21 protein-coding genes are annotated in these 23,330 nt (G+C 71.2%); 12 read left to right on the top strand and 9 right to left on the bottom strand.

All coding sequences use genetic code 11. From position 1 onward, the window contains the following. Position 1: 1 nt before the first annotated feature. On the bottom strand, positions 2–1,816 hold the full coding sequence (locus AB0I28_RS08340; protein ID WP_357490960.1) for a hypothetical protein: 1,815 nt from the start codon (positions 1,814–1,816) through the stop codon (positions 2–4). Positions 1,817–2,066: 250 nt separating this feature from the next. On the opposite strand from AB0I28_RS08340, the gene AB0I28_RS08335 reads away from it, so the two are divergent. The 4 genes from AB0I28_RS08335 to AB0I28_RS08320 all read left to right on the top strand — a co-directional run bounded on the left by AB0I28_RS08335 (position 2,067) and on the right by AB0I28_RS08320 (position 8,294). After that, positions 2,067–3,149 carry a DUF2332 domain-containing protein gene (locus AB0I28_RS08335; RefSeq protein WP_357490958.1) on the top strand — a complete coding sequence of 361 codons (1,083 nt, stop codon included), beginning with the start codon at positions 2,067–2,069 and terminating at the stop codon, positions 3,147–3,149. 69 nt (positions 3,150–3,218) lie between these two features. Then, positions 3,219–4,022 carry an ABC transporter ATP-binding protein gene (locus AB0I28_RS08330; protein WP_357490957.1) on the top strand — a complete coding sequence of 268 codons (804 nt, stop codon included), beginning with the start codon at positions 3,219–3,221 and terminating at the stop codon, positions 4,020–4,022. A gap of 73 nt (positions 4,023–4,095) precedes the next feature. Continuing rightward, a complete protein-coding gene (locus tag AB0I28_RS08325) occupies positions 4,096–5,946 on the top strand; it encodes an ATP-binding protein (protein WP_357490955.1) in 1,851 nt (616 codons plus the stop codon). Further along, a complete protein-coding gene (locus AB0I28_RS08320) occupies positions 5,943–8,294 on the top strand; it encodes a hypothetical protein (RefSeq protein WP_357490953.1) in 2,352 nt (783 codons plus the stop codon). The genes AB0I28_RS08325 and AB0I28_RS08320 overlap by 4 nt, the downstream gene beginning before the upstream one ends. Positions 8,295–8,349: 55 nt before the next feature. Here the strand turns inward: AB0I28_RS08320 and lipB are convergent, their stop codons facing one another. Then, positions 8,350–9,000 (bottom strand): lipoyl(octanoyl) transferase LipB, encoded by a 651-nt coding sequence (lipB, locus tag AB0I28_RS08315; protein ID WP_357491945.1) that lies wholly within the window; start codon positions 8,998–9,000, stop codon positions 8,350–8,352. Between the two features lie 195 nt (positions 9,001–9,195). On the opposite strand from lipB, the gene AB0I28_RS08310 reads away from it, so the two are divergent. The 4 genes from AB0I28_RS08310 to AB0I28_RS08295 all read left to right on the top strand — a co-directional run bounded on the left by AB0I28_RS08310 (position 9,196) and on the right by AB0I28_RS08295 (position 12,907). Beyond that, entirely contained in the window at positions 9,196–10,077 is an 882-nt protein-coding gene (locus tag AB0I28_RS08310; protein ID WP_357490951.1) for a glutamate ABC transporter substrate-binding protein, read from the top strand. A gap of 249 nt (positions 10,078–10,326) precedes the next feature. Next, positions 10,327–11,310, top strand: coding sequence for an ATP-binding protein (locus AB0I28_RS08305; RefSeq protein ID WP_357490949.1), 984 nt, complete (start codon positions 10,327–10,329; stop codon positions 11,308–11,310). A gap of 90 nt (positions 11,311–11,400) precedes the next feature. Beyond that, positions 11,401–11,793 carry an SCO5389 family protein gene (locus tag AB0I28_RS08300; protein ID WP_357490947.1) on the top strand — a complete coding sequence of 131 codons (393 nt, stop codon included), beginning with the start codon at positions 11,401–11,403 and terminating at the stop codon, positions 11,791–11,793. Between the two features lie 94 nt (positions 11,794–11,887). Then, positions 11,888–12,907, top strand: a complete 1,020-nt coding sequence (locus AB0I28_RS08295; protein ID WP_357490946.1) for an LLM class flavin-dependent oxidoreductase — start codon at positions 11,888–11,890, stop codon at positions 12,905–12,907. On the opposite strand, the gene AB0I28_RS08290 is transcribed toward AB0I28_RS08295, so the two are convergent. Further along, a complete protein-coding gene (locus AB0I28_RS08290; protein WP_357490944.1) occupies positions 12,900–13,817 on the bottom strand; it encodes an RIO1 family regulatory kinase/ATPase in 918 nt (305 codons plus the stop codon). The two genes, AB0I28_RS08295 and AB0I28_RS08290, sit on opposite strands and share 8 nt — an antisense overlap. A 362-nt stretch (positions 13,818–14,179) precedes the next feature. Here AB0I28_RS08290 and AB0I28_RS08285 point away from each other — a divergent pair, with 362 nt between their 5' ends. The 3 genes from AB0I28_RS08285 (at position 14,180) to AB0I28_RS08275 (ending at position 17,724) form a co-directional block, all read left to right on the top strand. Then, positions 14,180–14,875: a response regulator transcription factor gene (locus AB0I28_RS08285; RefSeq protein WP_357490942.1), complete on the top strand. Its 696-nt coding sequence runs from the start codon at positions 14,180–14,182 to the stop codon at positions 14,873–14,875. 107 nt (positions 14,876–14,982) lie between these two features. Further along, positions 14,983–16,035 (top strand): ATP-binding protein, encoded by a 1,053-nt coding sequence (locus AB0I28_RS08280; RefSeq protein ID WP_357491943.1) that lies wholly within the window; start codon positions 14,983–14,985, stop codon positions 16,033–16,035. 150 nt (positions 16,036–16,185) lie between these two features. Then, positions 16,186–17,724, top strand: coding sequence for a DUF4173 domain-containing protein (locus AB0I28_RS08275; protein WP_357490940.1), 1,539 nt, complete (start codon positions 16,186–16,188; stop codon positions 17,722–17,724). Positions 17,725–17,770: 46 nt separating this feature from the next. Here AB0I28_RS08275 and AB0I28_RS08270 read toward each other — a convergent pair whose 3' ends face one another. From AB0I28_RS08270 to AB0I28_RS08245, 6 genes are all read right to left on the bottom strand, one after another. Continuing rightward, complete coding sequence (locus AB0I28_RS08270) at positions 17,771–18,682, bottom strand: threonine/serine dehydratase (RefSeq protein WP_357490938.1); 912 nt, start codon at positions 18,680–18,682, stop codon at positions 17,771–17,773. 35 nt (positions 18,683–18,717) lie between these two features. After that, positions 18,718–19,740 carry an NAD-dependent epimerase/dehydratase family protein gene (locus AB0I28_RS08265; protein WP_357490936.1) on the bottom strand — a complete coding sequence of 341 codons (1,023 nt, stop codon included), beginning with the start codon at positions 19,738–19,740 and terminating at the stop codon, positions 18,718–18,720. Positions 19,741–19,821: 81 nt separating this feature from the next. Next, positions 19,822–20,058: a hypothetical protein gene (locus AB0I28_RS08260; RefSeq protein WP_357490934.1), complete on the bottom strand. Its 237-nt coding sequence runs from the start codon at positions 20,056–20,058 to the stop codon at positions 19,822–19,824. 9 nt (positions 20,059–20,067) lie between these two features. After that, positions 20,068–20,913, bottom strand: a complete 846-nt coding sequence (gene mutM / locus AB0I28_RS08255) for a bifunctional DNA-formamidopyrimidine glycosylase/DNA-(apurinic or apyrimidinic site) lyase (protein ID WP_357490932.1) — start codon at positions 20,911–20,913, stop codon at positions 20,068–20,070. A 7-nt stretch (positions 20,914–20,920) separates the two neighbouring features. Then, a complete protein-coding gene (locus AB0I28_RS08250) occupies positions 20,921–21,571 on the bottom strand; it encodes a response regulator transcription factor (RefSeq protein WP_357490930.1) in 651 nt (216 codons plus the stop codon). Positions 21,572–21,792: 221 nt separating this feature from the next. Continuing rightward, positions 21,793–22,575 carry a CAP domain-containing protein gene (locus AB0I28_RS08245; protein WP_357490928.1) on the bottom strand — a complete coding sequence of 261 codons (783 nt, stop codon included), beginning with the start codon at positions 22,573–22,575 and terminating at the stop codon, positions 21,793–21,795. A 369-nt stretch (positions 22,576–22,944) separates the two neighbouring features. Here AB0I28_RS08245 and AB0I28_RS08240 point away from each other — a divergent pair, with 369 nt between their 5' ends. Then, positions 22,945–23,154: a hypothetical protein gene (locus tag AB0I28_RS08240; protein ID WP_357490926.1), complete on the top strand. Its 210-nt coding sequence runs from the start codon at positions 22,945–22,947 to the stop codon at positions 23,152–23,154. The last annotated feature ends 176 nt before the right edge of the window (positions 23,155–23,330 follow it).

Below are 23,330 nucleotides of genomic sequence, written 5' to 3'. Positions count from 1 at the left end.
CTTACCTCAGCCCGTAGGACCGGATCGTGGTGGAGGAGAACGCACCACCGAGCGAGTCGGTCGAGGACAGGCGCACCGACACGTACTGCGCGCCGGAGGGGTGGACCAGCAGGGCGACGGCCTCGCCGCCGTGCCGCAGCAGCGGCACCGACTTCCAGGTCGCGCCCTCGTCGTAGGACACCTCGAAGGTCATCGAGGTGGTCTTCGCCGCCGCGCCCTGGCGCAGCGCTTCGAGCGTCACCACCTGCGGCAGCCAGCGACGGGCGTAGCCGTCGTCGACGCCGGTCGCGTCGAGCGACACCGTCGACAGGTTCACCGCCTCCCGGTCGGCGGTGCTCGCCGAGCCGAAGGTCCACGTCGCCGAGGAGCGTGTGCCCAGGTCGGTCCAGGCGACCTCGCGGGCCGCGTCGACGCTGAGGGTGTAGGTGCCCGAGTCACCGGCGGGGAGGTAGTAGTTCTGCGACTCCAGGCGGCTCGACCTGCGCGCGAGCTCCACACCGTCACGCGACAGCGTCGTCGTGCCGGTCACGCCGATCGTGCCCCAGCCGACCTCGTTCGCGTCGGGCCCGGTGAACATGGGCGTGATCCCCGACAGCTGGTCGCCGTCGCGGTTGAGGGAGAAGGCGTAGCGCGCGGGAACCAGACCGGGCCCCACCGGCGCGCCGAACCAGGTGACCTTCGCGCTGCCGGCCTTGTAGTGCCCGCCGTAGCGGACGATGTAGTCCGGCGGGTACTGCTCACCGAAGTCGGCCCCGTGGAACCACTCGACGCTCGGCGAGGCCGTGTAGTACTCGGTGCGCAGCGCGGGGGTGCGGACGTCGAACGTGGGGACGATGAAAGCCGAGTCGTACCCGGAGGCGACGCGGCCGTAGCTGTCGCGGCGCAGGTCGATCTTGTAGCCGTGCGTCTGGTAGTCGCTGACGCGCTTGGCGAGCTTGGAGTCGCGCTCGCGCCAGGTCAGGTCGGCCGGGACACCGTTGTCCGAGGAGTGCACGAGGTGGTAGCTGTAGGCGGTCTGCGTGTCCACGGTGGGCGGCCCGGTCAGGGTCGGGCGGATCGCGAAGAGCAGGCCCTCGGCCTCGACGGGCGTGGAGTGGATCCGCCAGTCGCCTTCGAGGATCGTCGTGAAGCTCATCCCGAAGACGCCGCCGGGCAGCGTCGTCTGGAGCTTGAACTCCGCGCTGTGCAGCCGCGCGTCGGCGCGGTCGACGGTGAAGGTCAGCTCGGTCAGGTCGGCCGCCTCGACGGAGAACCCGGTGGGCTCACCGGCGACCGTGAGCCGGTGGTAGGTCAGCGAGACGAATCCGGCCGCTCCCGGCTGTGGCTTGGTCTGCTGGTAGGCCAGGCCGGCGTACTCACCGGGCGGGACGAGGCCGGCGGCCGTGCCGTCGCCCTGCGCGCGCAGATAGAAGACCTCGCCGGTCTCCTGGTTCTGCAGGTTCACCTGCATCTGCTCGGCAAGCGCGCCCGAGGGCGTCGCGAAGCGCACGGTCACCTGCTGGGCGTTCTCGGTGGTCGCGAAGGTGTTCGCGCCGACGGCGTCGCCGCGCAGGATCGCGTCGACGTTGTAGAGGGAGGGGTCGACCGCCCCGGCACCGATCTGGTCGAGCACGTCGGCGGGGATGAGGAGACGGTCCGCGGAACCGTCGGGGGCGCTGGGCGAGGTGAAGGTGATCCCCTCGCGGCCCGGACCCGGATCGACGCTGAGGCGGCCGTCGGGCAGGGGCAGGACCCGGTCGCCGGTGGGGAGGGTGACGGCGTCGGTGGCGGTGGTCGTCTCGGGGGCGGCCGGCGGGTCGGCATGGGCCGCTCCCACCGGGGTCAGGGTGAGTACCCCGACCATGACAGCTATCGAGCGAATGCGCACGACTGCTCTCTTTCCATGAGTGGGCGGTTTCGCCGAACTTGATCGGCGGACGTACGGTTGCCCACGCTAAAGGCTTACTGCCTGGTACTTCATGTGATGTCGATCTCTGTGCGGATCGTGATCATGTATGTACCGATCCACCGGCTCGTTCCTTACGGGATAGCGCCGGACGGTGGCCGCGGGTTACGTTGTGGCGGATATGACAGCAGAGCCGACGCTCGAAAGCGTCTTCCGTAAACGGTCCGAGCAAACCGCCGACGAACTCCCGTGCTTCTCCCTCATCTGCGCCGCCGTCGCCGACGACCCGCGACTGGCCGCCTGCCTCGACGAACTCCCCGTTGACTGGACACTCGCCGACCGCTTCACCACGGCCGTGAGCCACGTCCTGCGCACCCGCCTGCCGGGCCACCCGCTGGCCGCCTACTTCCCGACCCTCGGCGGCTCCGCGCAGCCCGGCCCGGGCCTGGTCGCGGTCCTCGCCGAGTTCGTCGCCGAGCACCACGACGCCCTCATCGAATCGGTGGCCCGCGGCAACGCCCGGTGGAACGACCCCGCTCGCGTCGCCCACTTCTGGCCCGCCCTCACCCATGTCGCCGCCCGCGACGACCGCCCGCTCTCCCTGGTCGAACTCGGCGGCGCCGCCGGACTCACCGCCCAGCCCGACCGCTACGGCTACCGCTTCGGCGACCGGCTCATCAACGGAGACCGGCCACTGGTCCTCGACCTCGAACTGCGCGGCGTTGCGCCCGCCGACCTCGACCACCCCGTCGACATCGCCGGCCGCACCGTCATCGACCTGGACCCCCTCCACCTCACCGACCCCGAAACCGTCGCCTGGATGCGCGCGAGTGTCCGCCCCGACCTCGACGACTCCCTGCGAAGGCTCGACCTCGCCATCGCCGAGGCCGACGGCGTGTCGATCGACTGGCGGGTCGGCGACCTCGTCGACCTGCTCCCCGCCGCCCTCGCCGAGATCCCCACCGGGCACCTGCCCGTCGTCTACGGTTCGGCCGTCCTGTGCTGCCTGTACGAGCGCAGATCCCACTTCGCCCGGGCCCTGGCCGCAGCCGGCCGCGACCTCGTCTGGCTCGCCCTGGAGGCCCCGGCGAACTCGCTCTCCCTGGTCAGCGACGACCCGCTCGGCGAGGTGAAGGACAAGTTCCACCTGCTGTCGGTCACCTACCGCGAGGGCCGCCCGGTCGCCGCCGAACTGCTCGCCGAGAGCGATCCCTGGGGCCGCTGGCTCGACTGGAACCCGAGACCCGTGCCTCTTCGCGACTGACCCGCGTGCATTCCACGGCGGGAGAAGGTTAGGCTCGCCTAAGCCTTCCCCCGCCGTGAGGATCCCGCCATGCCTGACCGCCTGCACGCCGAAGACCTCGTGCTCGCCTACGACAAGCGCGTCGTCGTCGACGGACTGACGGTCTCCATCCCCGACGGCTCCTTCACGGTGATCGTCGGCCCCAACGCCTGCGGCAAATCGACGCTACTGCGCGCGCTGGCGCGGATGCTCAAGCCCCAGCGCGGCGCGGTGCACCTCGACGGACAGCTCATCGGCTCATACCCGGCCAAGGAGGCCGCGCGGCGTCTCGGGCTGCTCCCGCAGTCGGCGACCGCGCCGGAGGGCATCAGCGTCGCCGACCTCGTCGCGCGCGGCCGATACCCCCACCAGAGCCTGCTGCGGCAGTGGTCGAAGACCGACGAACTGGTCGTCGAGGAGGCAATGACCGCCACCGGCGTCCTCGACCTCGCCGGGCGCCCCGTCGACGAACTCTCCGGCGGCCAGCGTCAGCGGGTGTGGATCGCGATGGCGCTCGCCCAGCAGACCCCGATCCTGCTCCTCGACGAGCCGACGACCTTCCTCGACATCGCCCACCAGGTCGACGTCCTCGACCTGTGCGCCGACCTCAACGCCTCCCAGGGCCGCACGCTCGTCGCCGTCCTGCACGACCTCAACCTGGCCTGCCGCTACGCGACGCACCTGATCGCCATGACCGAGGGCCGCATCGTCGCCCAGGGCGTGCCGGGCGAGATCGTCACCGCCGAGCTGATCGAGGAGGTCTTCGGGCTGCGCTGCCGCGTCATCGACGACCCCGAGACGCTGACGCCGCTGGTCGTCCCGGCGGCGCCGGCGATGGTGGCGCGCGCCGCCTGAAACCCGGGCGGCGCAAGGCGCGGCGCTAAACCGGCTACGCCGTTGTCATAGGCGCGTGGCAAACTTTCCGACCATGCGCGAAGAGCTCAGGCAGACCGAAGTCGACCTCGGCGGACTCGTGTCCGTCCTGGCGGCCCACCTCTATTCGACCCCGCTGGTCGCGCTTCGCGAACTGGTCCAGAACGCCCATGACTCGATCACCCGCAGACGCCTCGAAGACCCCGAGGCCGCCTCGGGTCGCGTCATCGTGCGCGGAGACGCCGCCGCGGGCACGGTGTCCGTCCGCGACGAGGGCGCCGGGCTCACCGAGGAGGAGATCCACGCCTACCTCGCCACCGTCGGCACCGGCTACACCCGCCTCCTGCGCGACGTGACCGGCAGCGAGGACCTCATCGGGGCCTTCGGTCTCGGCTTCCTCTCCGCCTTCGCGGTCGCCGACGAGGTCACCGTCGTTACCACCTCGCACCGCGAGACCGCGGCGGGACACCGCTACCACTCGGTCGGCGGCGAGACCTACTCCGTCGTCGACGCGCCCCCGCAGTCGCCGGGCACCGAGGTGACCCTGCGGCTCAAGCCCGACTTCGCCTACCTCGCCGAGCAGGCCACCCTCCGCGAGGTCGTCACCCGCTACTGCGCGCTGCTGCCCATCCCCGTGCACATCGGCGAGGAGACCGTCCCGGTCAACGACCTGCCGGCCCCGTGGCGCGACGAGAACTCCACTAAGCAGTCGGCCCTCGACTTCGCCGGCCGCTTCGCGCAGCGCCTCGCGCCGCTGTGCACCATCCCGGTCCGCCCCGACGAGCAGTCGGATGCCGTCGGTCTCCTGTGGATCCAGGACTCGGCGACCTACGGCAGCACCGACAACCGCGACCTCTCGGTCTGCCTGCGCGGCATGATGCTCTCCAAGGACGCCCGCGACCTCCTGCCCACCTGGGCCGGCTTCATCGGCGGCGTCATCGAGTCGGCCCGCCTGACGCCCACCGCGAGCCGCGAGGACCTGCAGCGCGACGAGCGCTACCAGGCCGTCCACAAGGGACTCACCGAGGCGATCATCAACGGCATGTTCGAGATCGCCCGCACCCAGCCGGGCACCTGGCAGCGCGTCCTCGCCCGCCATGGACAGGTCCTGCTCGGCGCCGCCCTCTGCGACGACCGCCTGTTCGAACTCCTCGCCGACGACGTCCCCGTGCCCACCTCCAGCGGCGACATGACCGCCGGCTCCCTGCGCGCCGCCGGAAACGGCACCATCCACGTCAACACCGGCGAGGGCGGCGGCTTCACCGAGATGCTCTACCGCGCCATGCAGGTTCCCATCGCCCGCGGCGACCGCTACGCCGTCCTGCCCTTCCTGCGCCGCTACGGCACCGAACGCGGCTGCCCCGTCATCGAACTCGGCACCAGCGACGGCGACCGCAGGCTCTTCAAGGACACCGGCACCCCACTGTCCACAGCGGACCACGCCTGGCTCTCGGCCGTCCTCACCGACGACGACGAGCAGCTCGTCCCCGCCCGCTACGCGCCCGCCGCCCTTCCCCTCGTCCTCGTCCCCGACGCCGACGTGGCCCTCAAACGCCGCATCGAGGCCGACGAGACCGCCTCCCGCATCCCCTTGGCCGCGCTCTCCCTCGCCCGCGACTTCACCGCCGCCACCGACGGCAGCGTCGCCGCCCGCCTCTACCTCAACCTCGACAACCTCGCCGTCCGCAGACTCCTCGAAGCCCGCCGCGCCGACCACCCCGGCTGCACCACCGCCGCCGCGCTGCTGCGCTCCCTCAAGGTCATCATGGCCGCCACCGCCGGCGAGACCGGCCACCGCGGCGACCTCACCGCGGCGCTCATCGGCGTCGGCAGCGCCGTCGAGAGCCTCGTCGCCCAGCCCGACCCCGCGCCATCCACCGACGCACAGGAGACAGACCCTCGATGACCAGCGACATCTGGGCCTGGGTGCACGACACCCACCGCGAACTCGTCGAAGCCGGGCACCACCGCCTCGCCGACGCCGTCGCCGAGATCTCCGGCCACGCCGTCAACGGCCGGCCCGACGAGGTCGACGCGATCTTCCCCGAGGCCCTGGCGACCGCGCGCGCCCTCGAACTGCCCTGGGTGGAGGTCTTCCTGCGCCACTGGCGACTCCAGTCGCTGGTCAACGAACGCCAGCAGGGCGCCAAGGCCCTCCCGGAGGCCACCGCGCTCCTCGAATTCGCCCACCGCGAGGAGACCAGGGACTGCCCGCAGTCGGTCTGCGTCGTGCAGGACTTCTGCATCGCCCACGCCCGCATCGACGGACCCGGATACGTCAACGAGCGCATCGCCATCCTCGACGAGACCCTCGGCCGCATCGAACCCGCCCGCAACTGCTTCGACTGTCTCACCCGCGAGTACAGCTACGCCCTCAACGACGACGGCCGCACCGAGGAGGCCCTCGCCTACATTGTCGAGGCCGAGGGCAGGCACCGCGCCGCCGGCGGCGACCCCTCTCTCTACATGCACATCCAGCGCGCCCGCCTCCTCGGGCAGCTCGACCGCGCGCAGGAAGGCCTCGACGTCCTCGAACGCTCCGAGGCCGCTCGCCGCAACGGTCCCTACGCCCTCGACGAGGACGACCTTCGCGAACTCGCCCTGGCCCGCGCCGAGCTGTACGCCCGGCTCGGGGACACCGAGAACGCACTCGCGCAGCTGCCGGAGATCGCCGAGCCCATCGAGCACGCCGACCTGCGCCTGAAGTGGGCCCAGACCGCCGAGCGGCTGGTGTCGCTCAACGCGCTGGACAACGTGCCGCGCCTCGGCACCGCCCTGGCCAGCTGGGCCGCCTACCTCGACGACGTCGGCTCCCACCGGGCATCGCTGAACATGCTGCTGATCGCCGGGCGCCTCGCCGTCCAGCGCGGCGCGCGCACCGTGGCCCAGTCCCTCGGAGAGTTCGCCGCCCGCAAGTTCGACGACCTGCGGCGCAAGGACACCGCGACCGGCCGCGACTTCATCGCGATGCGCCGCGACGCCGAGGCGCTGCCCGCGCCCGAGCTCCCCGTCGACGTCGAGCACCTCCCCGGATACCTCGAAGCCCTCGGTGTGGCCGCCGAGGACGGCTCCTATCAGCCCGCCGATCCCGAGCGCAACCTCGACCTGCTGACCGTCGCCCACGAGCGGGAGCCCGAGGATCCGCAGGTCCTCGCACTGGTCGCCCAGTACCTCAGCGTTCTCGGCCTGCCGTGGAAGGCCGCCCGGATCCTGTGGGAGCGCGTTGAGGCCGACCCGGGCAACGACGACCGCAACCGGCTCCTCGCCAACGTCCTCACCCGAGGCCGCGACGCCGAGGGCATCGCCCGGCTCGCCTCACTCGTCGCGCCCCGCGATCCCGCGCAGGCGCACTGGTACCGCGCTTCCTGGGCCGCCGAACAGGGGGAGTGGGCCGAGGCAGCCCGCGAGTGCGAGGCCCTCGTCGCCGTCGACGACTCGGTCGTCAACGCCCGCCGGATGTGGGCGACCGCCGCCCGTGAGCTCGGCGACTTCGAGACGGCGCAGCGAGTGTGGACCGAGGTCCTCGAACGCACCGACGACGAGGCCGAGTCGCCGGTGCACCACACCCAGCCCGCCGACCGGTGGTCGCTGATCATCGCCGCCACCGTCAACGGGGACTGGGCGGCCGTTCGGGGCCAGTGCGCCGAGATCGGCATCGACCTCGACACGCCCGAGGGCCCGATCGACGAGCGCTGGCACCCGGTCGAGCTGCGTTACGACCGGCCCGACGGGCGCGTGGTGGTCCTGGCGATCCGTACCGGCCCGGCGACCGCGCGGGTGGAGTCGGTGACCCGCCCGGGAGCACCGCTCAACCACGGCGACCTCGTCGTGATCGACCCGGCCGCACTCGAACCGCCGCCGGAGAAGGAGGAGGACCGCGACGGCTGGTACCCGGCCGTGGCCGCCGTCCGCCTGCTGGCACCCGGCGGGTTCCGGACCTACTTCGTCGACGGCGCGCACCCGGGGCCGGAGGCCTTCGAGGCCTTCCTGGACGCGCTGCGCGAGCAGGGCTACGGCGTGTGGCTGTACACCGACGAGGACTACCAGATCTTCCCGCCCGACGCCGAGGACACGGTGACCGGTGTCTACACGGGCGTCGCCGTCCCGCCGACCGCGAGCGCCGCCCAGGCCCACCGGCTGCTGACCGAGCTCACGAAGGATTGGGAGCACCCGATGTCGTGGCTCTCGCTGGCCGTCGACGCCGAACTCGACGCGGATCACCACGCGAAGGTCGCCCAGGACTACGACCTGTAGCTTCGGCCGCACACGCGAGACGGCCCCGGCGATCACGCCGGGGCCGTCTCGCGCGTCAGGCCAGCAGTTTCGGCAGGTGCCGTTCCACCAGCGGGATGACCTCGGCGACGGTGACGTCCCGGCCGAGTTCCTTCGACAGCGAGGTCACCTCGGCGTCGACGATCCCGCAGGGCACGATCGCGTTGAAGCCGTCGAAGGAGTTGTCGCAGTTCAGGGAGAAGCCGTGCATGGTGACCGCCCAGCGCACCCGCACGCCGATGGCGGCGATCTTGCGGTCCGGTCCGCGGTCGTCGGCGGGGACCCAGACGCCGGTGCGCTCCGGGTTGGGGACGGTGTGCACCCCGAGTTCGGCGCACACGTCGGTGATGACCCGCTCCATGCGGCGGACGTAGGCGACGACGTCGAGCGGTTTGGGGAGCCGCACGATCGGATAGCCGACGAGCTGGCCCGGGCCGTGCCAGGTGATGAGGCCGCCGCGGTCGACCTCGACGACGGGCGTGCCGTCGTCGGGGCGCTGCCAGTCCTGGGTACGCCGGCCGGCGGTGAACACGCTCGGGTGTTCGAGGAGCAGGACGGTGTCGGGGAGTTCGTCCTCCATGCGCTGGGCGTGCAGTTCGCGCTGCTCGTCCCAGGCGGCCTGGTAGCCGACAAGTCCGCGCCTGCGAATGTCCAGCGGGCGCGCTCGTCGCGGGTCGCGGTCGTGCATCTCGTGCTCGGTCGCCGTCGTCTGAGTCACGGTCCAACGGTAGTCCCACCGCCTCCGGCGGGGCGAAAAAATGCGAGTGGGGTCTCGGTCACACCGACCGGCTTTCTCGCTAGGCTCATCCGCATGCTCAAGCCTGCCAAGCTGATCGTCGCTAGTCGATCACACTTTTTAACAGCAAGGTCAACCCTTCGTAGGTTGGCCATCATCCTTACGGTGCTCGGGCTGCTTCCCCTCGCAGCCTGCGGCGAGGACGAGATACCTTCCGCGCCGACCGGATCGCGTTACGTGATGACGCAGGCTCCGGAGGACTCCCTCCCCGCGGAGATCCAGGCGATCAAGGAAAGCGGACGGCTCCTCGTCGGCACCCGGTTCGACCAGCCCCTCACCGGCCTTCGCAACGAGGCGACCGGTCGCATCGACGGCTTCGACGCCGAAGTCGGGCGCATCATCGCGCAGCGGATCTTCGGTACCGTCGAAGAAGGCGTCAACATCGAGTTCATCGAGACCCTCGCCAAGAGCCGCACCACGTATCTGAGCTCCGAGCAGGTCGACATGGTGATCGCTACCTTCACCATCAACGACGAGCGCAAGGCCGAGGTCGACTTCGCCGGCCCGTACTACGTCGCCGGTCAGGACATCCTCGTCAAGGCCGACAACAAGGACATCAACTCCGTCGAGGACCTGGTCGGCAAGTCGGTCTGCGCCGCCAAGGGATCCACCTCGGCGAAAGAGCTGAAGAAGCAGGCCGGCGTCGAGGTGGTGGAGCTGAAGGACTACTCCAGCTGCGTGACCGCCCTCGACGGGGCCGAACCCGTCGACGCGGTGAGCACCGACAACGTGATCCTCCAGGGCTTCACGCAGTCGGACCCCGACGCCTATCGCGTGCTCAACAAGACCTTCACGACCGAGCGTTACGGCATCGGCCTGAAGCACGGTTCCCCGGAGCTGCGGAAGTTCATCAACGAGACCCTCGAAGAGTCCTTCCGCAACGGCGACTGGGACCGCGCGTTCGACATGACCTTCGGTCACACGAACATGAAGCGGCCGGACGACTACCCGAAGATCGAGAACTACTAAGGGCTCCGCGAGGAGCCGAAGCGGCCGGGGATGGCGCCCCGGTCGCAGGTGGGCGCAGTAGGGCTGAGGCGCGGCCCGTCCTTCCTTCGGGAGGGGCGGGCCGCGTTCGTGCGCGCGGCCGGAAACGGTCGCCGGACGACACGCCCGCGCGCTTCCTTGACACACCCCGCCGCGCTAATGAAACTGGTTCCCAAGTTCATAAACGCGCCAGCCGTGTCACCACCTACGCACCCGCATCCAGGAGCCACCGTGAAACTCGCCTTCGTCGGCAAGGGCGGCAGCGGCAAGACGACCCTCGCGTCGCTCTTCGCCCGCCGTCTCGCCCACCTCGGGAACCCCGTGTTCGCCATCGACGCCGACGTGAACCAGCACCTCGCCTGCGCGCTCGGCCTCGCCGAACTCGACGCCGTCGCCCTCCCGACCCTCGGTGACGCCCTCCCGCGCATCAAGGACTACCTGCGCGGCTCGAACCCGCGCATCGAGTCGGTCGAGCAGATGCTGAAGACGACCCCGCCCGGTCCGGGCTCACGCCTCCTCGGCATCACCGAGACCAATCCGCTCCTGGACGGCCTGGTCACCGACGTCGCCGGCGTCCGTCTGGCCGTCACCGGCGGATTCACCGAGAACGACCTCGGCGTCGCCTGCTACCACTCCAAGACCGGCGCGGTCGAACTCCTGCTCAACCACATGGTCGACCTCCCCGGCGAGTACGTCATCGTCGACATGATCGCCGGCGCGGAGGCCTTCGCCTCGGGCATGTTCACCCGCTTCGACTGCACCTTCCTCGTCTGCGAGCCCACCGTGCGCAGTGTCGGCGTCTTCAAGCAGTACGCGGGATACGCCGCCGACTTCGACGTGCGCATCGCCGTCATCGGCAACAAGGTCGACGACGAGTCCGATGTGGACTTCCTGCGCGAGCACGTCGGCGACGCGCTGATCGGCTGGTGCGGCCGCTCGAAGTTCGTCAAGGCCGCCGAGCGCGGCCGGCACCTGGAGATCACCGGCCTGGAAGCCGGCAACCTCGCCGTCCTCGACAAGGCCCGCGCCCTGCTCGACGGGATCGGCAAGGACTGGGCGAAGTTCACCCGCCAGGCCCACGAGTTCCACCGCCGCAACGCCGAGGCGTGGGGCAGCGAGCGCACCGGCGCCGACCTCTCCCGCCAGATCGACCCCGACTTCGTCCTCGGCCCGCACCTGCTCGAAACCCGGACCGGCGAGCCCGCGCTGAGTTAGTGACGGTCCGGTGACAACTGTCTGACAGTACGTGGCCCCCCGTTGGAGTCAACTGGGACCACGTGTCCGCCAAACCCGAAAGGAGCCGACATGTCCCTTGACGTTTCCCCGGATCTGCTGGAGAAGGCCGAACGAGGCGAGGTGACCGACGCCGAGTTCGTCGAGTGCGTGCGCACCTCCCTGCCGTACGCGTGGGAGACCATCAGCCGTGTGGTCGGCGAGCTCGGCACCACCGAGGCGCCGTTCGCCGACAACGTGACCCCGCCGCCGGACGAGACTTCGCGCGGCCAGCTGCTGCGCGCCCTGGCCTCCGACGCGATCCGGGGCGGCATCGAGCGCCACTTCGGCGTGAAGCTGGCCTTCCAGAACTGCCACCGCATCGCCGCGTTCCGGCCCGCCGCGGTCGACTCCGTGCAGTACCGCAAGTTCATCTCGCCGACCGGCCAGCTTCGCAACCAGTCCCCGGAACTCCGCGACTGCTAGCAGCGTCGGATACGGCAGAGCACATCTTGCCGGGGGTGTCGTCGCCTTCACGACGCTCCCGGCGCCTCTTCGTTCCCGAGACACCGGAGGATCTGTGCGACTGGAACTGTTCCTGGCCGGCGCGAAGTTCCCCGGCGTGACGGCGGGCGAGGCGCTCGCTCGCACGGTCTCCCATGGGGTGACGGCGGAGCGGGCCGGCCTCGACGGCGTGTGGCTGGCCGAGCACCACTTCATTTCCTACGGCGTGTGCCCGTCGGCCACGGTGGCCGCCGGGAACCTGCTCGGCCGCACCGAGCGCATCACCGTCGGGACGGCGGCGTGCGTGCTGTCGAACCGCAGTCCGGTGGCGCTGGGGGAGGAGGCGGTGGCGCTGGACGCGATGTCGGGCGGGCGCTTCCGGCTCGGCGTGGCACGAGGCGGCCCGTGGGTCGACCTGGAGGTCTTCGGCACGGGCATCGAGCGCTTCGCCGAGGGCTTCGGTGAATCCCTCGACGTGCTGTGCGACTGGGTGTCCGGCAAGCCGCGGGTGGCCGCCGACGGGCGCTTCTTCCGCTTCAGGGAGGTCGCCGTCGTGCCGAAACCCGCCGCGCCCCTTCCGGTGTGGGTCGCCGCGACTTCGACGTCCACAGTGGACCTGGCCGCCCGCAGGGGCCTGCCGCTGCTGCTGGGCGTGCACATCGGCGACGCCGCCAAGGCCGAACTGCTCGACCGCTACCGCGAGACCGCCGAGATGTTCGGCCACGACGCCGGCACCGCCCCGCACGCGGCCGCCTATCTCTGCCACGTCGCCGACTCCAGGGAGAAGGCGGCCGCCGAGGTCCGCGCCGCGATGCCCGGCTGGATCGGCGCCGGCGTGGCCGAGTACGTCCGCATCGACGGCTCCGCCGGGCCCGCGCGGGACCCGGCGGCCTACGTCGAGACGCTCATCGGCATGCACCCCGTGGGCACACCCGAGCACTGCGCCGAGGTGCTGAGCCGGTCGGCGGAGCGCACCGGCGTCCAGCACGCCCTGCTGATGGTCGAGGGCGCCGGCGGCTTCGAGGCCACCGGCACCACGATCGAGCGGATCGGCGCCGAGGTGGCGCCGATGCTGGCCGGCGGCCCGCTCAGCTGACCCGCGCGTCGGCGAACTGGTCGGCGACCAGCATGTCGACGTACTTGGGGTCCATGCCGCGCGAGACGAACCACGCGCCGACGTTGCGCACGTCCCGCTCCAGGAAGAAGCGGCCGCGCGGGTTGGCCACGACGTCGATGATCTGCGGCATGTCGATGACCACCAGCCGTCCCTTGTCGACGATGATGTTGTACGAGGACAGGTCCCCGTGCGCGAAACCGTCGCGGGCCATGATGGTCATGTTGAACACCAGCTGGTCCCACAGGTCCGCCAGCTCCGCCGGCGTCGGCCGCAGGATCTCCAGCCTCGGCGCGGCCTCCCGGCCGGTGCCGACGAACTCCATGATCACCTCGGTGCCCAGGACCTGCACCGGATAGGGCACCGAGGCGCCCGCGTTGTGCATCCGGACCAGTGCGTTCCACTCGGTCGCGGCCCACTGCCCGGCCAGCATCTCCTGGCCGACCTTGGTGCCCTTCTCCATCGCGCGCTGGTCACGCGACTTGCGGACCGTACGGCCCTCGGTGTACTCCGAACTGCGGCTGAACATGCGGTGGTCGGCGTCCCGGTAGCGCTTGGCGGCCAGCAGGACGGAACGGTCGGTGTCGGGCACGACGCGCTCGATGAGGAACACGTCGGCCTCCTTGCCGGTCTTGAGGACGCCGTGCTCCACGTCGACGGCGCCGAGGTCGGTGATGAGCCAGTCCGGCCACGGCTTGGGCGCCCGCTGGAGCGGTTCGGACTTGTCCCACGTCGTCCAGCGGTCGCCGAACGGGGGAGCCTCGGGGTCGAACTCGACGAACTCGCCTTCGAACTCGTCGTTGAAACGTTCGGCCTCCTCGTAGTAGAAGTCGTCGGCCTCACGCTTACGGCCACGGGACTTCATGGGAACGAAAGAGTCGCGCTCGCGCACTGGTGGTACTCCTTGTGGAAGATCGCAAAGGCCACCGGCAACACAGTTTCCGAAAGGGTGTTGTTGAAGCCGGTGAAGAGGAAGGACTGCTCGCCTAGCGAGCGGAGCCCTCGCCGAGGAGGGCGTTCGAGACAGGCGGCATGAACCGCACGGCGGCAGTCATCGTGAGACGCCCCCTCTCTCTTCCACGCGGACCCGTCAGATGGGCCGGCACCGTTACAACTTCGGGCGGAACCATAACCGATGATCGAGTCCGCGCGCAAGGCATTATTCGGCGACCGACCCCGCGCCTGCCGGCGATCTCCACGAAATCTCCACATCCGGACCCCACCGTCTGCACATTCGCGTCCTACGCTGGCCCCATGCCCAGCTCAGACGCCAGGCGGCGGATCCTCATCGTCGAAGACGAACCGACGATCGCCGCGTCGATCGCCGCCCGCCTGCGGGCCGAGGGATACGACACCCGCACGGTCCACGACGGCCTCGCCGCCGTCGAGGCCGCGGGCGAGTACCGGCCCGACGCGCTCGTCCTCGACGTCATGCTCCCCGGCATCGACGGTCTGGAGGTCTGCCGCCGGGTACAGGCCGCCAGGCCCGTCGCGGTCCTGATGCTGACCGCCCGCGACGACGAGACCGACATGCTCGTCGGCCTGGGCGTGGGCGCCGACGACTACCTCACCAAGCCCTTCAGCATGCGCGAGCTGACCGCGCGGATCAGCGCGCTCCTGCGCCGCGTCGCCCGCGCCGCCCCGGCCCCCGAGACGCAGTCCGCCCTGCGCATCGGCGAGGTCGAGATCGACCGCACCGAACGCCGGGTCCGCCGCGACACCGCCGAGGTGCACCTCACCGCCACCGAGTTCGACCTCCTCGTGCGCCTGGCCACCCGGCCGCGCGTCGTGCACACCAGGGAACAGCTGCTCGGCGAGGTCTGGGGCCACTCCGCCGCCGCGGGCATCCGGACCGTCGACAGCCACGTCCGCGCCCTGCGCCGCAAACTCGGCGACGGCATCATCCGCACCGTCCACGGCGTCGGCTACGCGCTGGAGAGCCCGCGATGACCAGTGAGACCGCACGCAGGACACCGCCGCGGAGGGGATGGCGGTGGCTGCGCGAATACCTCGACAGCCCCAGGGCCAGGGCCAGCGACGCCGGTCCGGTCGCCAAGATGTGGATCTGGCTCGGCGACGTCGCGCCCCGCCCACTCGACCGCGTCCGCTCCGTCAAGGTCAAGTTCAGCATCCTGCTGGTCGGCTCGGGCACCTTCGGACTGCTCGTCTTCTGGTACCTGCTGGGTTTCCTGCCCTGGAAGATGGCCTCCATCGCCATCATCGGCGCGGTGTTCGTCTCCCGCGTCCTCGCCCACGGCATGACCTCGCCCCTGCGCGAGATGACCGCCGGGGTGCGCAAGATGGCCCGCGGCGACTACGCCGTCCGCGTCCGCGCCACCTCGCAGGACGAGGTCGGCGTGCTCGCCGAGGCCTTCAACCAGATGGCCGGTGACCTCGCCGCCGTCGACCGGCAGCGGCGCGAGCTGATCGCCAACGTCTCCCACGAACTGCGCACGCCCATCACCGCCCTCCAAGGCGTGCTGGAGAACGTCGTCGACGGGGTGTCGGAACCGGACGAGCCGACACTGCGCACGGCGCTGGCGCAGACCGAGCGGCTCAGCCGGCTGGTCGGCGAGCTCCTCGACCTCTCCCGCCTCGACGCCGGCGTCGTCCCCCTGCACCGCAGTGAGTTCGAGGTCCTGCCGCTGCTGCGCCGGGCCGCCGCCGAGCAGGCGCTGAGCGGCCGCGACGTCGCCGTCGAGGTGACCGCGCCGCCCGGCCTCACCGCCGTCGCCGACCCGGCGCGGCTGCACCAGGTCGTCGCCAACCTCCTCGACAACGCCGTCCGCCACAGCCCGGCCGGCGCCACCGTCAGCGTCAGCGCGGCGCGTGACACCGACGGCGGCCTGGTCATCGACGTCGCCGACCAGGGCCCGGGCATCCCCGTCGCCGAACGCCGGCGCGTCTTCGAACGCTTCACCCGAGGCGACAACGCCACCCGCTTCGACCGCAGAGGCGGCGGAACCGGCCTCGGCCTGGCCATCTGCCGCTGGATCGTCCAACTGCACGGCGGACGCATCGCCGTCGCGGACTCCGCCCGGGGCTGCCTGATCAGGGTCCGCCTCCCCGCGCCCGAGCACTCCGGGACCGGTCCGCCCGAACAGGACTGACCGCCCTACCGCACCTCCCGCGCACATCGCACCGTGGTGGTGATGCCCCATGCCCATCGCCGACCAGGAAACCAGCCGAACCGACCGAGACGGGCCGGTCGCCGCGCCGTGCCCGTGCGCGGCGGCCGGCCGCCCAGAAAGGCCAGGACGATGACCACTCCCGAGACACCCACCCCGCAGGAGCCCGGCTCGCCCCCATGGCACGCCGCGGCGCCCGTGATGCGCGGCAAGATGCCGATGGCGGCTCCGTACCCGCCCGCCCTGCCGCCGAGGCCGGACCCGATCACCGCGTTCATGAGCCGCCACGTCCCCGCCTCCCGGGGAGCCGCCCCGCACTGGGCGCTCGCGGGCGTCGCCGTCGTGGCGCTCTTGGCGACCTTCGTGCTCACCTCCGGGACACCGGGCATCGGCATGACCGTCACCGGCATCGCCGTCCTGGCCCTCACCCTCCCGCTGGCACCGCGAGACCAGCTCGCCGTTCGCGGAGTCGGCGCCCTGCTGACCGTGGGGCTGTTCTGCGTGCCGGCCTTCCTGGACAACGACGAGCTCGTCGCGATGTGCGTGCTCACCGGCTTCGCCGCGACGGCCGCCACCGTGGCACCCCCGATGCGCTTCACCGGTTTCATCCTCGGGCCGCTGCTGGCCGGTTTCGAGTGGGCGCTCGGCCTGGGCTGGGCGCGGCGCGGACTCGCCGCGATGCCCGGCCGCCGCACCGCCGTGCCGATCCTGCGCACCTTCGTCATCGCCGTCGTCGTCCTGGTGCTGTTCGGTGCCCTGTTCGCCTCCGCCGACCCGGCCTTCGCCGAACTCGTCGAGGCCGTCACACCCACCATGTCACCGGGCCTGGCGATCGGCCGGCTCATCCTGCTCCCGTTCCTGGTCGCCGGGGTCCTCGGCTTCGCCCACCTCGCGGTGAGCCCGGCGCGCCTCGACCTGATCGGCGCCCGGCCGGCGCGCAAGGTGCGGTTGTGGGAGTGGGCCGTGCCCCTCACCCTGCTCAACGGCCTGTTCGCGGCCTTCGTCGCCGTCCAGGCGGTGGCCTTCTTCGGTGGCGCCGACTACGTCGAGCGCACCACCGGCCTGACTTTCGCCGAGTACGCGCGCGGCGGCTTCTGGCAGCTGTGCTGGATCACCCTGCTCACCTTGGCCGTCATCGCCGTCGCCGCTCGCAAGGCTCCGCGCGCCGAGCCGCTGCAGCGCCTGCTGCTGCGCGTCCTCCTCGGCGTGCTGTGCGTGCTGTCCCTCGTGGTCGTCGCCTCGGCGCTGCATCGGATGACGCTCTACGAGGACGCCTACGGACTGACCCGCCTGCGCGTGTGGATCTTCACCGTCGAACTGTGGCTCGGACTGGTGTTCCTGTTGGTCATGGTCGCCGGCGTCCGGCTTCGCGCCCGCTGGCTGCCCCGCGCCGTCGCCGCGACCGGTGCCGCCGCTTTGCTCGCCTTGGCCGCGGTCAACCCCGACGCGCTCATCGCCGACCGCAACATCGACCACTACGCCAAGACCGGCAAGATCGACCTGCTGTACCTCGGGAACCTCTCCGACGACGTCGTGCCCGCCCTCGACGGCCTCCCCGCCGAGAAGCGGCAGGATGTCCTCGACTGGCTCGCCTGCTACCAGGGCGACAACGGCGGTCTCACCTGGAATCTCAGCCGGACGCGCGCCGAGGCGGCCGGCGGCGACTGTTAGGGCTTGTCTTGTGGGTCTTGCGGGTGCGGGGCCCCGCAGTGATCCACTAGCCGAGGTCGGACGGGTCGGTGTTGGCTCCGCACAGGATCACGGCGACCCGTTCGTCCTCCTCGGGCAGGTAGGCGCCCGAGGTCAGCGCCGCCAGCGCGCAGGCCGCGCCGTGCTCGACGACGAAGCGGTGCTCGCGCCACAGACGGCGGCGGGCCTCGACGATCGCGTTGTCGGGCACCAGGAGGCTGTGCACGCCCTTGCGGGTGGCGAGCTCGAAGGCGATGTCGCCGATCCGGCGGGCGCCCAGCGAGTCGGCGGCGACGCCCGAGACGTGCACGTCGACGGGGGCGCCCGCCGACAGCGCCTTGTTCAGCGTCGGGCAGTCCATGGGCTCGACGGCGACCACGGCCGCGTCGGTCGCGGCGGCGATCCCGGCCATCAGGCCGCCCCCGCCGACCGACACGAGGATCGTGTCGACGTCCGGAACCTGGTCTTCGAGTTCGAGGGCGATGGTGCCCTGCCCGGCGACCACGTCCGGCTGGTCGTAGGCGTGCACGAACAGCGAACCGTGGTCGGCGGCGTACTTCGTGGCGGCCTCGTAGGCCTCGGCGTACTCGTGGCCGACCTGCACCACCGACGCGCCGAGCTCGTGGAGGCGCGCGACCTTCACCGCCGGGGCCGTCTCCGGGACGTAGACCGTCGCCGGGACTTCCAGCTCCCGGGCGGCGTGGGCCACGGCCAGTCCGGCGTTGCCGCCCGAGGCGGCGACCACGCCGGTGTCGCCGTCGAACTCGCCGCTCTCGAAGGCGGCGAGGACGCGGTTGAAGGCGCCCCGGGCCTTGAAGCTGCCGGTGTGCTGGGTGAACTCGAGCTTGAGCCAGGCCGAGGGCGTGCGCATGACCGGGGTGCGCCGCACCCGCCCCAGCACGCGTTCCTGAGCCGACTCGACCTGTGCCCGTGTGACCATGTGGGGACTGTAACGCGGCCGGGTGGGGCGGGTGATCAGCGGCGCGCGGCCAGCCAGGCGTCTTCGGCGGCGTAGTCGAACATCGCGTCCCCGCCGAGGAGCTTCGTGCCGGGCAGGGCCTCGCGCCAGTCGCGGCCCTCGGTGGTCTCGATGAGCCAGGCGATGTAGTCCGGGAGGGATTCGGCGTAGCCGGTGACCGGTTCGTAGCCCAGTTCGCGGGCGGCGCGGCTCATGTCCATGACGAAGTTGCCCTTGAGGGTCCACGGGCTGTCGCCGATCGAGTCGGCGGGCGGCGGGCCGTCGAGGATGATCTCCTCGGGCAGATGGCCCATGACGGCGCCGACGGCGGCGCCGATCTCGCGGGCCGTCGGCGGTTTCGGGTCGCCGGCGTTGAGGACGCGGCTGCCGGGGCGGTGCCCGGCGAGGCGGACGAGTTCGGCGAGGTTGGCGGCGGCGATCGGGTGGAAGACGGTGGCGCCGCCGTGGGCGAGGATGCGCACGGGGCGCCGGTCGAGCGCGCGTTTGACGAAGTACCACTCGCGGGGGATGGCCGACAGCCGGCCGTGGACGGTGCCCGCGCGCAGGAGCGTGGTGGGCAGTTCGGAGCCGGCGGCGAGGAGTTCGTTCTCCAGGGCGACCTTGTCGGGGCCGTAGCCGCCGAGAGTGGGGTCGCTGGTGGGCTGCGTTTCGGGGATCGGGTCGGGGAAGGCGGGGAAGACCTCGTCGCCGAGGGCGTGGCCGTCGGTGTCGGTGTAGACAGCGCCGGTGGAGATGACGACGGCCGAGCCGACGCGGCCGGCGAGGGTGCGCAGGCCGCGGCCGTCCTCGGCGGTGAACGCGATGGTGTCGACGAGGAGGTCGACGCCGTCGCCGATGGCGGAGCTGAGGGCCGCGGTGTCGGAGCGGTCGACGGTGACGGTGCGGGTGCCATCGGGGAGGGCGGCGGGGTTCTTTCCGCGGGAGGCGGCGGTGACGTCCCAGCCGTCGGCGAGGAGAGCGGTGATGGTGGCGTGGCCGATCTGCCCGGTCGCACCGAGGACGAAAGCGGTTCGCGTCATGCGTCGCACGCTACGGCCGACTCGTGGGCGGGAGGACCCCCTTTCGCTGAAGGCGGACAGGGTCCGGTCGCGGTCAGGCGCCTAGATCTTCGTTCCCCAGGTCCATCCGTACCCCCGGCAGTGCTTGCACAGACCGAGGACCGGCACGGAACCCACTTCGCCGGGTTCGAGGTCGATCGCGCGCAGGGGTCCGACGGCCATGTACTCGCGCCACGTGCGTCCGGTTCCCTGGCAGCCGAGGCAGGAGCTGGGCGCGGCGCCGGGGGGCGGGTCGTGGGGGTCGTGGTCGGGGTAGGCCGTGTAGTCGTCTGCGGACACTCCCGCAGCTTAGCTGGCGGGCGGCCGCTGGCAGCGCGGGCAGAAGTAGGAGGAGCGGTTCATGAACGCTTCGCGGCGGATGGGCGTACCGCAGCGCGGGCAGGGTTCGTCGGCGCGGCCGTAGGCGTTGAGGGAGCGGTCGAAGTAGCCCGATTGTCCGTTGACGTTGACGTAGAGCGCGTCGAAGCTGGTGCCCCCTGCTCGGAGGGCTTCGGCGAGGACGTCGCGGACGTGGCCGAGGAGCGCGCGGACGAGCGGGCGGGTGAGGTTGCCGGTGGCGCGGCGGCCGTGGAGGCGGGCCCGCCAGAGCGCTTCGTCGGCGTAGATGTTGCCGATGCCGGAGATCAGCGTCTGATCGAGGAGGGCGCGTTTGACCTCGGTGCGCTTGCGGCGCAGGGCGGCGACGAAGGCCTCGTCGTCGAAGCCGGGGTCGACGGGGTCGCGGGCGATGTGGGCGATCTCGGGCGGCAGTTCGGCGCCGTCGCGGGACAGGGACAGGCCGCCGAAGGTGCGCTGGTCGACGAAGCGGAGCTGGGGGCCGCCGTCGGTGAAGTCGACACGGACGTGGAGGTGCTTCTCCTCGGGTGCGTCGGCGGGCTGGACCAGCATCTGCCCGGACATGCCGAGGTGGCACAGGATCGCGTCGCCGGAGTCGAGGGGCAGCCACAGGTATTTCCCGCGACGGTCGGCGCCGGTGATCGTCCGGCCGGTCAGGGCGGTGGCGAAGTCGTCCGATCCGGCGACGTGGCGGCGCACGGCGCGGGGGTGCCCGACGCGGACGGCGCTGATCGTGCGGCCCACGACCCAGCGGGCGAGGCCCTCGCGCACGGTCTCGACTTCGGGTAGCTCCGGCATGCCGGGACTATACGACGCTTAAGACCTCGACCTCGTCGCGCCGCAGGGACACCAGGCCGTGGCAGAGGGAGAAGGCGACCGCGGCGAGGCGGGAGTGCACGTTGAGCTTGCCGAGAACGTTCTGGACGTGCGAGCGGACGGTGGTGATCGAGACGCCCATGTCGCCGGCCATGGCGCGGGTGTCCTCGCCGCGCACGATGCGGCGCAGGACCTCGACCTCGCGGGGTGTCAGGTAGGCGGCGAGGCGGCGGGCGGTGGCGTCGTCCATCTCCTGGTCCGGGCGCAGGGCGGCGCGCAGGAGCATGGGGTCGTAGTGGGTGCGGCCGGCGCCGACTTCCTCGATGGCGCGCACGACGGCGTCGAGGCGGCGCATCGTGGACGCCGCGCCGACGGCCCCCGCGGCGACCAGGTCGCGCACGACCCGCGCGTCGCCGCGGCCGGTGAGCACGAAGATGCGCACGTGGGGGAAGAGGTCGGCGACTTCGCGGGCCCGCACGGCGGCGCCGAGTTCGAGGACGCACACCTGCGGGGTGCCCGCGCTCATGGCGCGGGGGAGTCCGCCGTCGGGGACGGTGACCACCCGGTGGCCGCGTGCGGAGAGGACCGAGGCGAGCGCGTCCCCGTAAGCGCGTTGGGCATCACAGACGACGAGATCCATTGCGCCTCCAGGGGAATCCGTGCGGCGGTCCGGTAACCGTCCGCGGACACATCGTCACCGATCCGTAACGAAAGGGGGAGACATAAGTCGGATCTGTGACAGTTCCCGGTCAAAGCGTGGGCGAACGGACTAACCGTACACTGTGGACGGTGCACTGTGGGGCGGTTCCCGTGGCGTGGGGCCGGTCGTCCGGAGCGACCGAACGGGCGTCGCGGGAGCCGTCAGGCGCTCCCGAACATCTGCGTCCAGTACAGCTGTCCGCCGTCACGGCTCGCCACGCCCAACCCGATCGCCTTCGCGTCGCAGTTGAGCAGGTTGGCCCGGTGCCCCTCGCTGTTCATCCATCCTTCGATGACCGCCGCCGCCGACGTGTACCCGGCGGCGATGTTCTCGCCGATGGCGTTGTCGTACCCGGCTTCGCGGGACCGGTCCCACGGCGTGCGCCCGTCCTGGGAGTTGTGGTCGAAGTAGTCGTTGTCGGCCATGTCCCGGCTGTGTCCCAGCGCGGCCGCGGTCAGGTTCTTGTTCACCTTCACCGCTGCGCAGCCCGCGTTCTCCCGCTCGACGTTGGTCAGCCGAACGGCCTCGGCGGCGAGTTGTTCGGCCTCGCTGAGGTCCTCGTCGGGCGGCGGCGGGTCGTCCTCGTCCTCGCCCTCGGACCCGGTGTCGCTCGGTTCGGGTTCGGCCGAGCCGCCGTCGCGGTCGTCGCGGCTGGCCTTGTCATCGCCGGCCGAGACGCTGGGGTCGACGCGGAAGGGGAGGTCGGTGGCGGCGTCGTCGGTCTGTGTCTGACCGCGCAGGGGGAGGGCCCCGGTGAACCAGGCGGCGATCAGGCCCGCCAGGAGGAGTACGAGAGCCGCGGCGCCGAGGCGGGAGAGCCAGGCGCCGTGTCGCTGTAGTCGGTGGGCGCCGGAGTGGGACCGTCGCGCGGGTGCCCGGTCGGCCGGGTCCCGGTCGGAGGGATCGTCACTGTGACGGCGCGCCCGAGGGGTGGGGGACGACATCGCTGCCCGACGCTAGCGGCTTTCGGGGGTTCGCGCGAGTCCGCGACTGTGATTTCAGGCGCAACGCCCGAAAAATTCTTGTCTTCTCCCGCGTATCTCCCCGAAAACGGGCACGATCAGCGGTATGTCAGGCTTGACGTTTGACGCGTTCGGGCGGAGGATGGTCCGTGTCGCCAGTAGGTGAACAGTACTGTTCGTCAACCGTTCGCATCACGCCTGCATCGTCCGGTGCGTGACGTTCGGAGACACGCCACCTGCCGTACGCGACCAGCTGAAGCCACTCCACGTGGCAATAAACAATCATCGAGCGAAGCCGCGGGTACGCGAGCCAACGTAACCTGCTGCCGCGCGCTCCCAAGGAGACACACCATGGCCAAGGCCCTGTATGGCCACGTAGGCACCGCGCCGGACCGGCGCATGCTCGACGAGGTCACCAAACTGCGTGCCAGGGTACGGACCCTCGAGTTCGAGGTGGCGCGCCTGCGCGCCGACAATGATCGACTCACCGCCGAGGTGGCGGATCGTGAGGACCTGGAACGGCTGTCCAAGTCGGCCGGCGAACTGATCACCGTACGCTGACACCCGAGAAGTCAAGACGCGCGCCGACGGACCATTGGTCGGCGCGCCGTTTTGCGTCCACCTCCGCGAGCGCCCGACGGCGCCGGAGCGGCCCGCTTCCCGCGGACCCGGCCGAGGCCCCGCCCCACCGGTGAGTTGCCAGGGTTATCGCCGTGTGTTGACGGGGTGAACAGGTA

This window comes from Phytomonospora sp. NPDC050363, from assembly GCF_040655735.1.
GTDB lineage: Bacteria > Actinomycetota > Actinomycetes > Mycobacteriales > Micromonosporaceae > Phytomonospora.
Note: the sequence above shows the minus strand (reverse complement) of the source record. Positions and strands in the feature narration are given on the sequence as shown.

Excerpts from the sequence above, each read along its gene's own strand:
- AB0I28_RS08335 (WP_357490958.1), top strand. The coding sequence starts at position 2,067 with ATGACAGCAGAGCCGACGCTCGAAAGCGTCTTCCGTAAACGGTCCGAG.
- AB0I28_RS08330 (WP_357490957.1), top strand. The coding sequence starts at position 3,219 with ATGCCTGACCGCCTGCACGCCGAAGACCTCGTGCTCGCCTACGACAAG.
- AB0I28_RS08325 (WP_357490955.1), top strand. The coding sequence starts at position 4,096 with ATGCGCGAAGAGCTCAGGCAGACCGAAGTCGACCTCGGCGGACTCGTG.
- AB0I28_RS08320 (WP_357490953.1), top strand. The coding sequence starts at position 5,943 with ATGACCAGCGACATCTGGGCCTGGGTGCACGACACCCACCGCGAACTC.
- lipB (WP_357491945.1), bottom strand. The coding sequence starts at position 9,000 with ATGCACGACCGCGACCCGCGACGAGCGCGCCCGCTGGACATTCGCAGG.
- AB0I28_RS08300 (WP_357490947.1), top strand. The coding sequence starts at position 11,401 with ATGTCCCTTGACGTTTCCCCGGATCTGCTGGAGAAGGCCGAACGAGGC.
- AB0I28_RS08285 (WP_357490942.1), top strand. The coding sequence starts at position 14,180 with ATGCCCAGCTCAGACGCCAGGCGGCGGATCCTCATCGTCGAAGACGAA.
- AB0I28_RS08280 (WP_357491943.1), top strand. The coding sequence starts at position 14,983 with ATGTGGATCTGGCTCGGCGACGTCGCGCCCCGCCCACTCGACCGCGTC.
- AB0I28_RS08275 (WP_357490940.1), top strand. The coding sequence starts at position 16,186 with ATGACCACTCCCGAGACACCCACCCCGCAGGAGCCCGGCTCGCCCCCA.
- AB0I28_RS08270 (WP_357490938.1), bottom strand. The coding sequence starts at position 18,682 with ATGGTCACACGGGCACAGGTCGAGTCGGCTCAGGAACGCGTGCTGGGG.
- AB0I28_RS08265 (WP_357490936.1), bottom strand. The coding sequence starts at position 19,740 with ATGACGCGAACCGCTTTCGTCCTCGGTGCGACCGGGCAGATCGGCCAC.
- mutM (WP_357490932.1), bottom strand. The coding sequence starts at position 20,913 with ATGCCGGAGCTACCCGAAGTCGAGACCGTGCGCGAGGGCCTCGCCCGC.
- AB0I28_RS08250 (WP_357490930.1), bottom strand. The coding sequence starts at position 21,571 with ATGGATCTCGTCGTCTGTGATGCCCAACGCGCTTACGGGGACGCGCTC.
- AB0I28_RS08245 (WP_357490928.1), bottom strand. The coding sequence starts at position 22,575 with ATGTCGTCCCCCACCCCTCGGGCGCGCCGTCACAGTGACGATCCCTCC.
- AB0I28_RS08240 (WP_357490926.1), top strand. The coding sequence starts at position 22,945 with ATGGCCAAGGCCCTGTATGGCCACGTAGGCACCGCGCCGGACCGGCGC.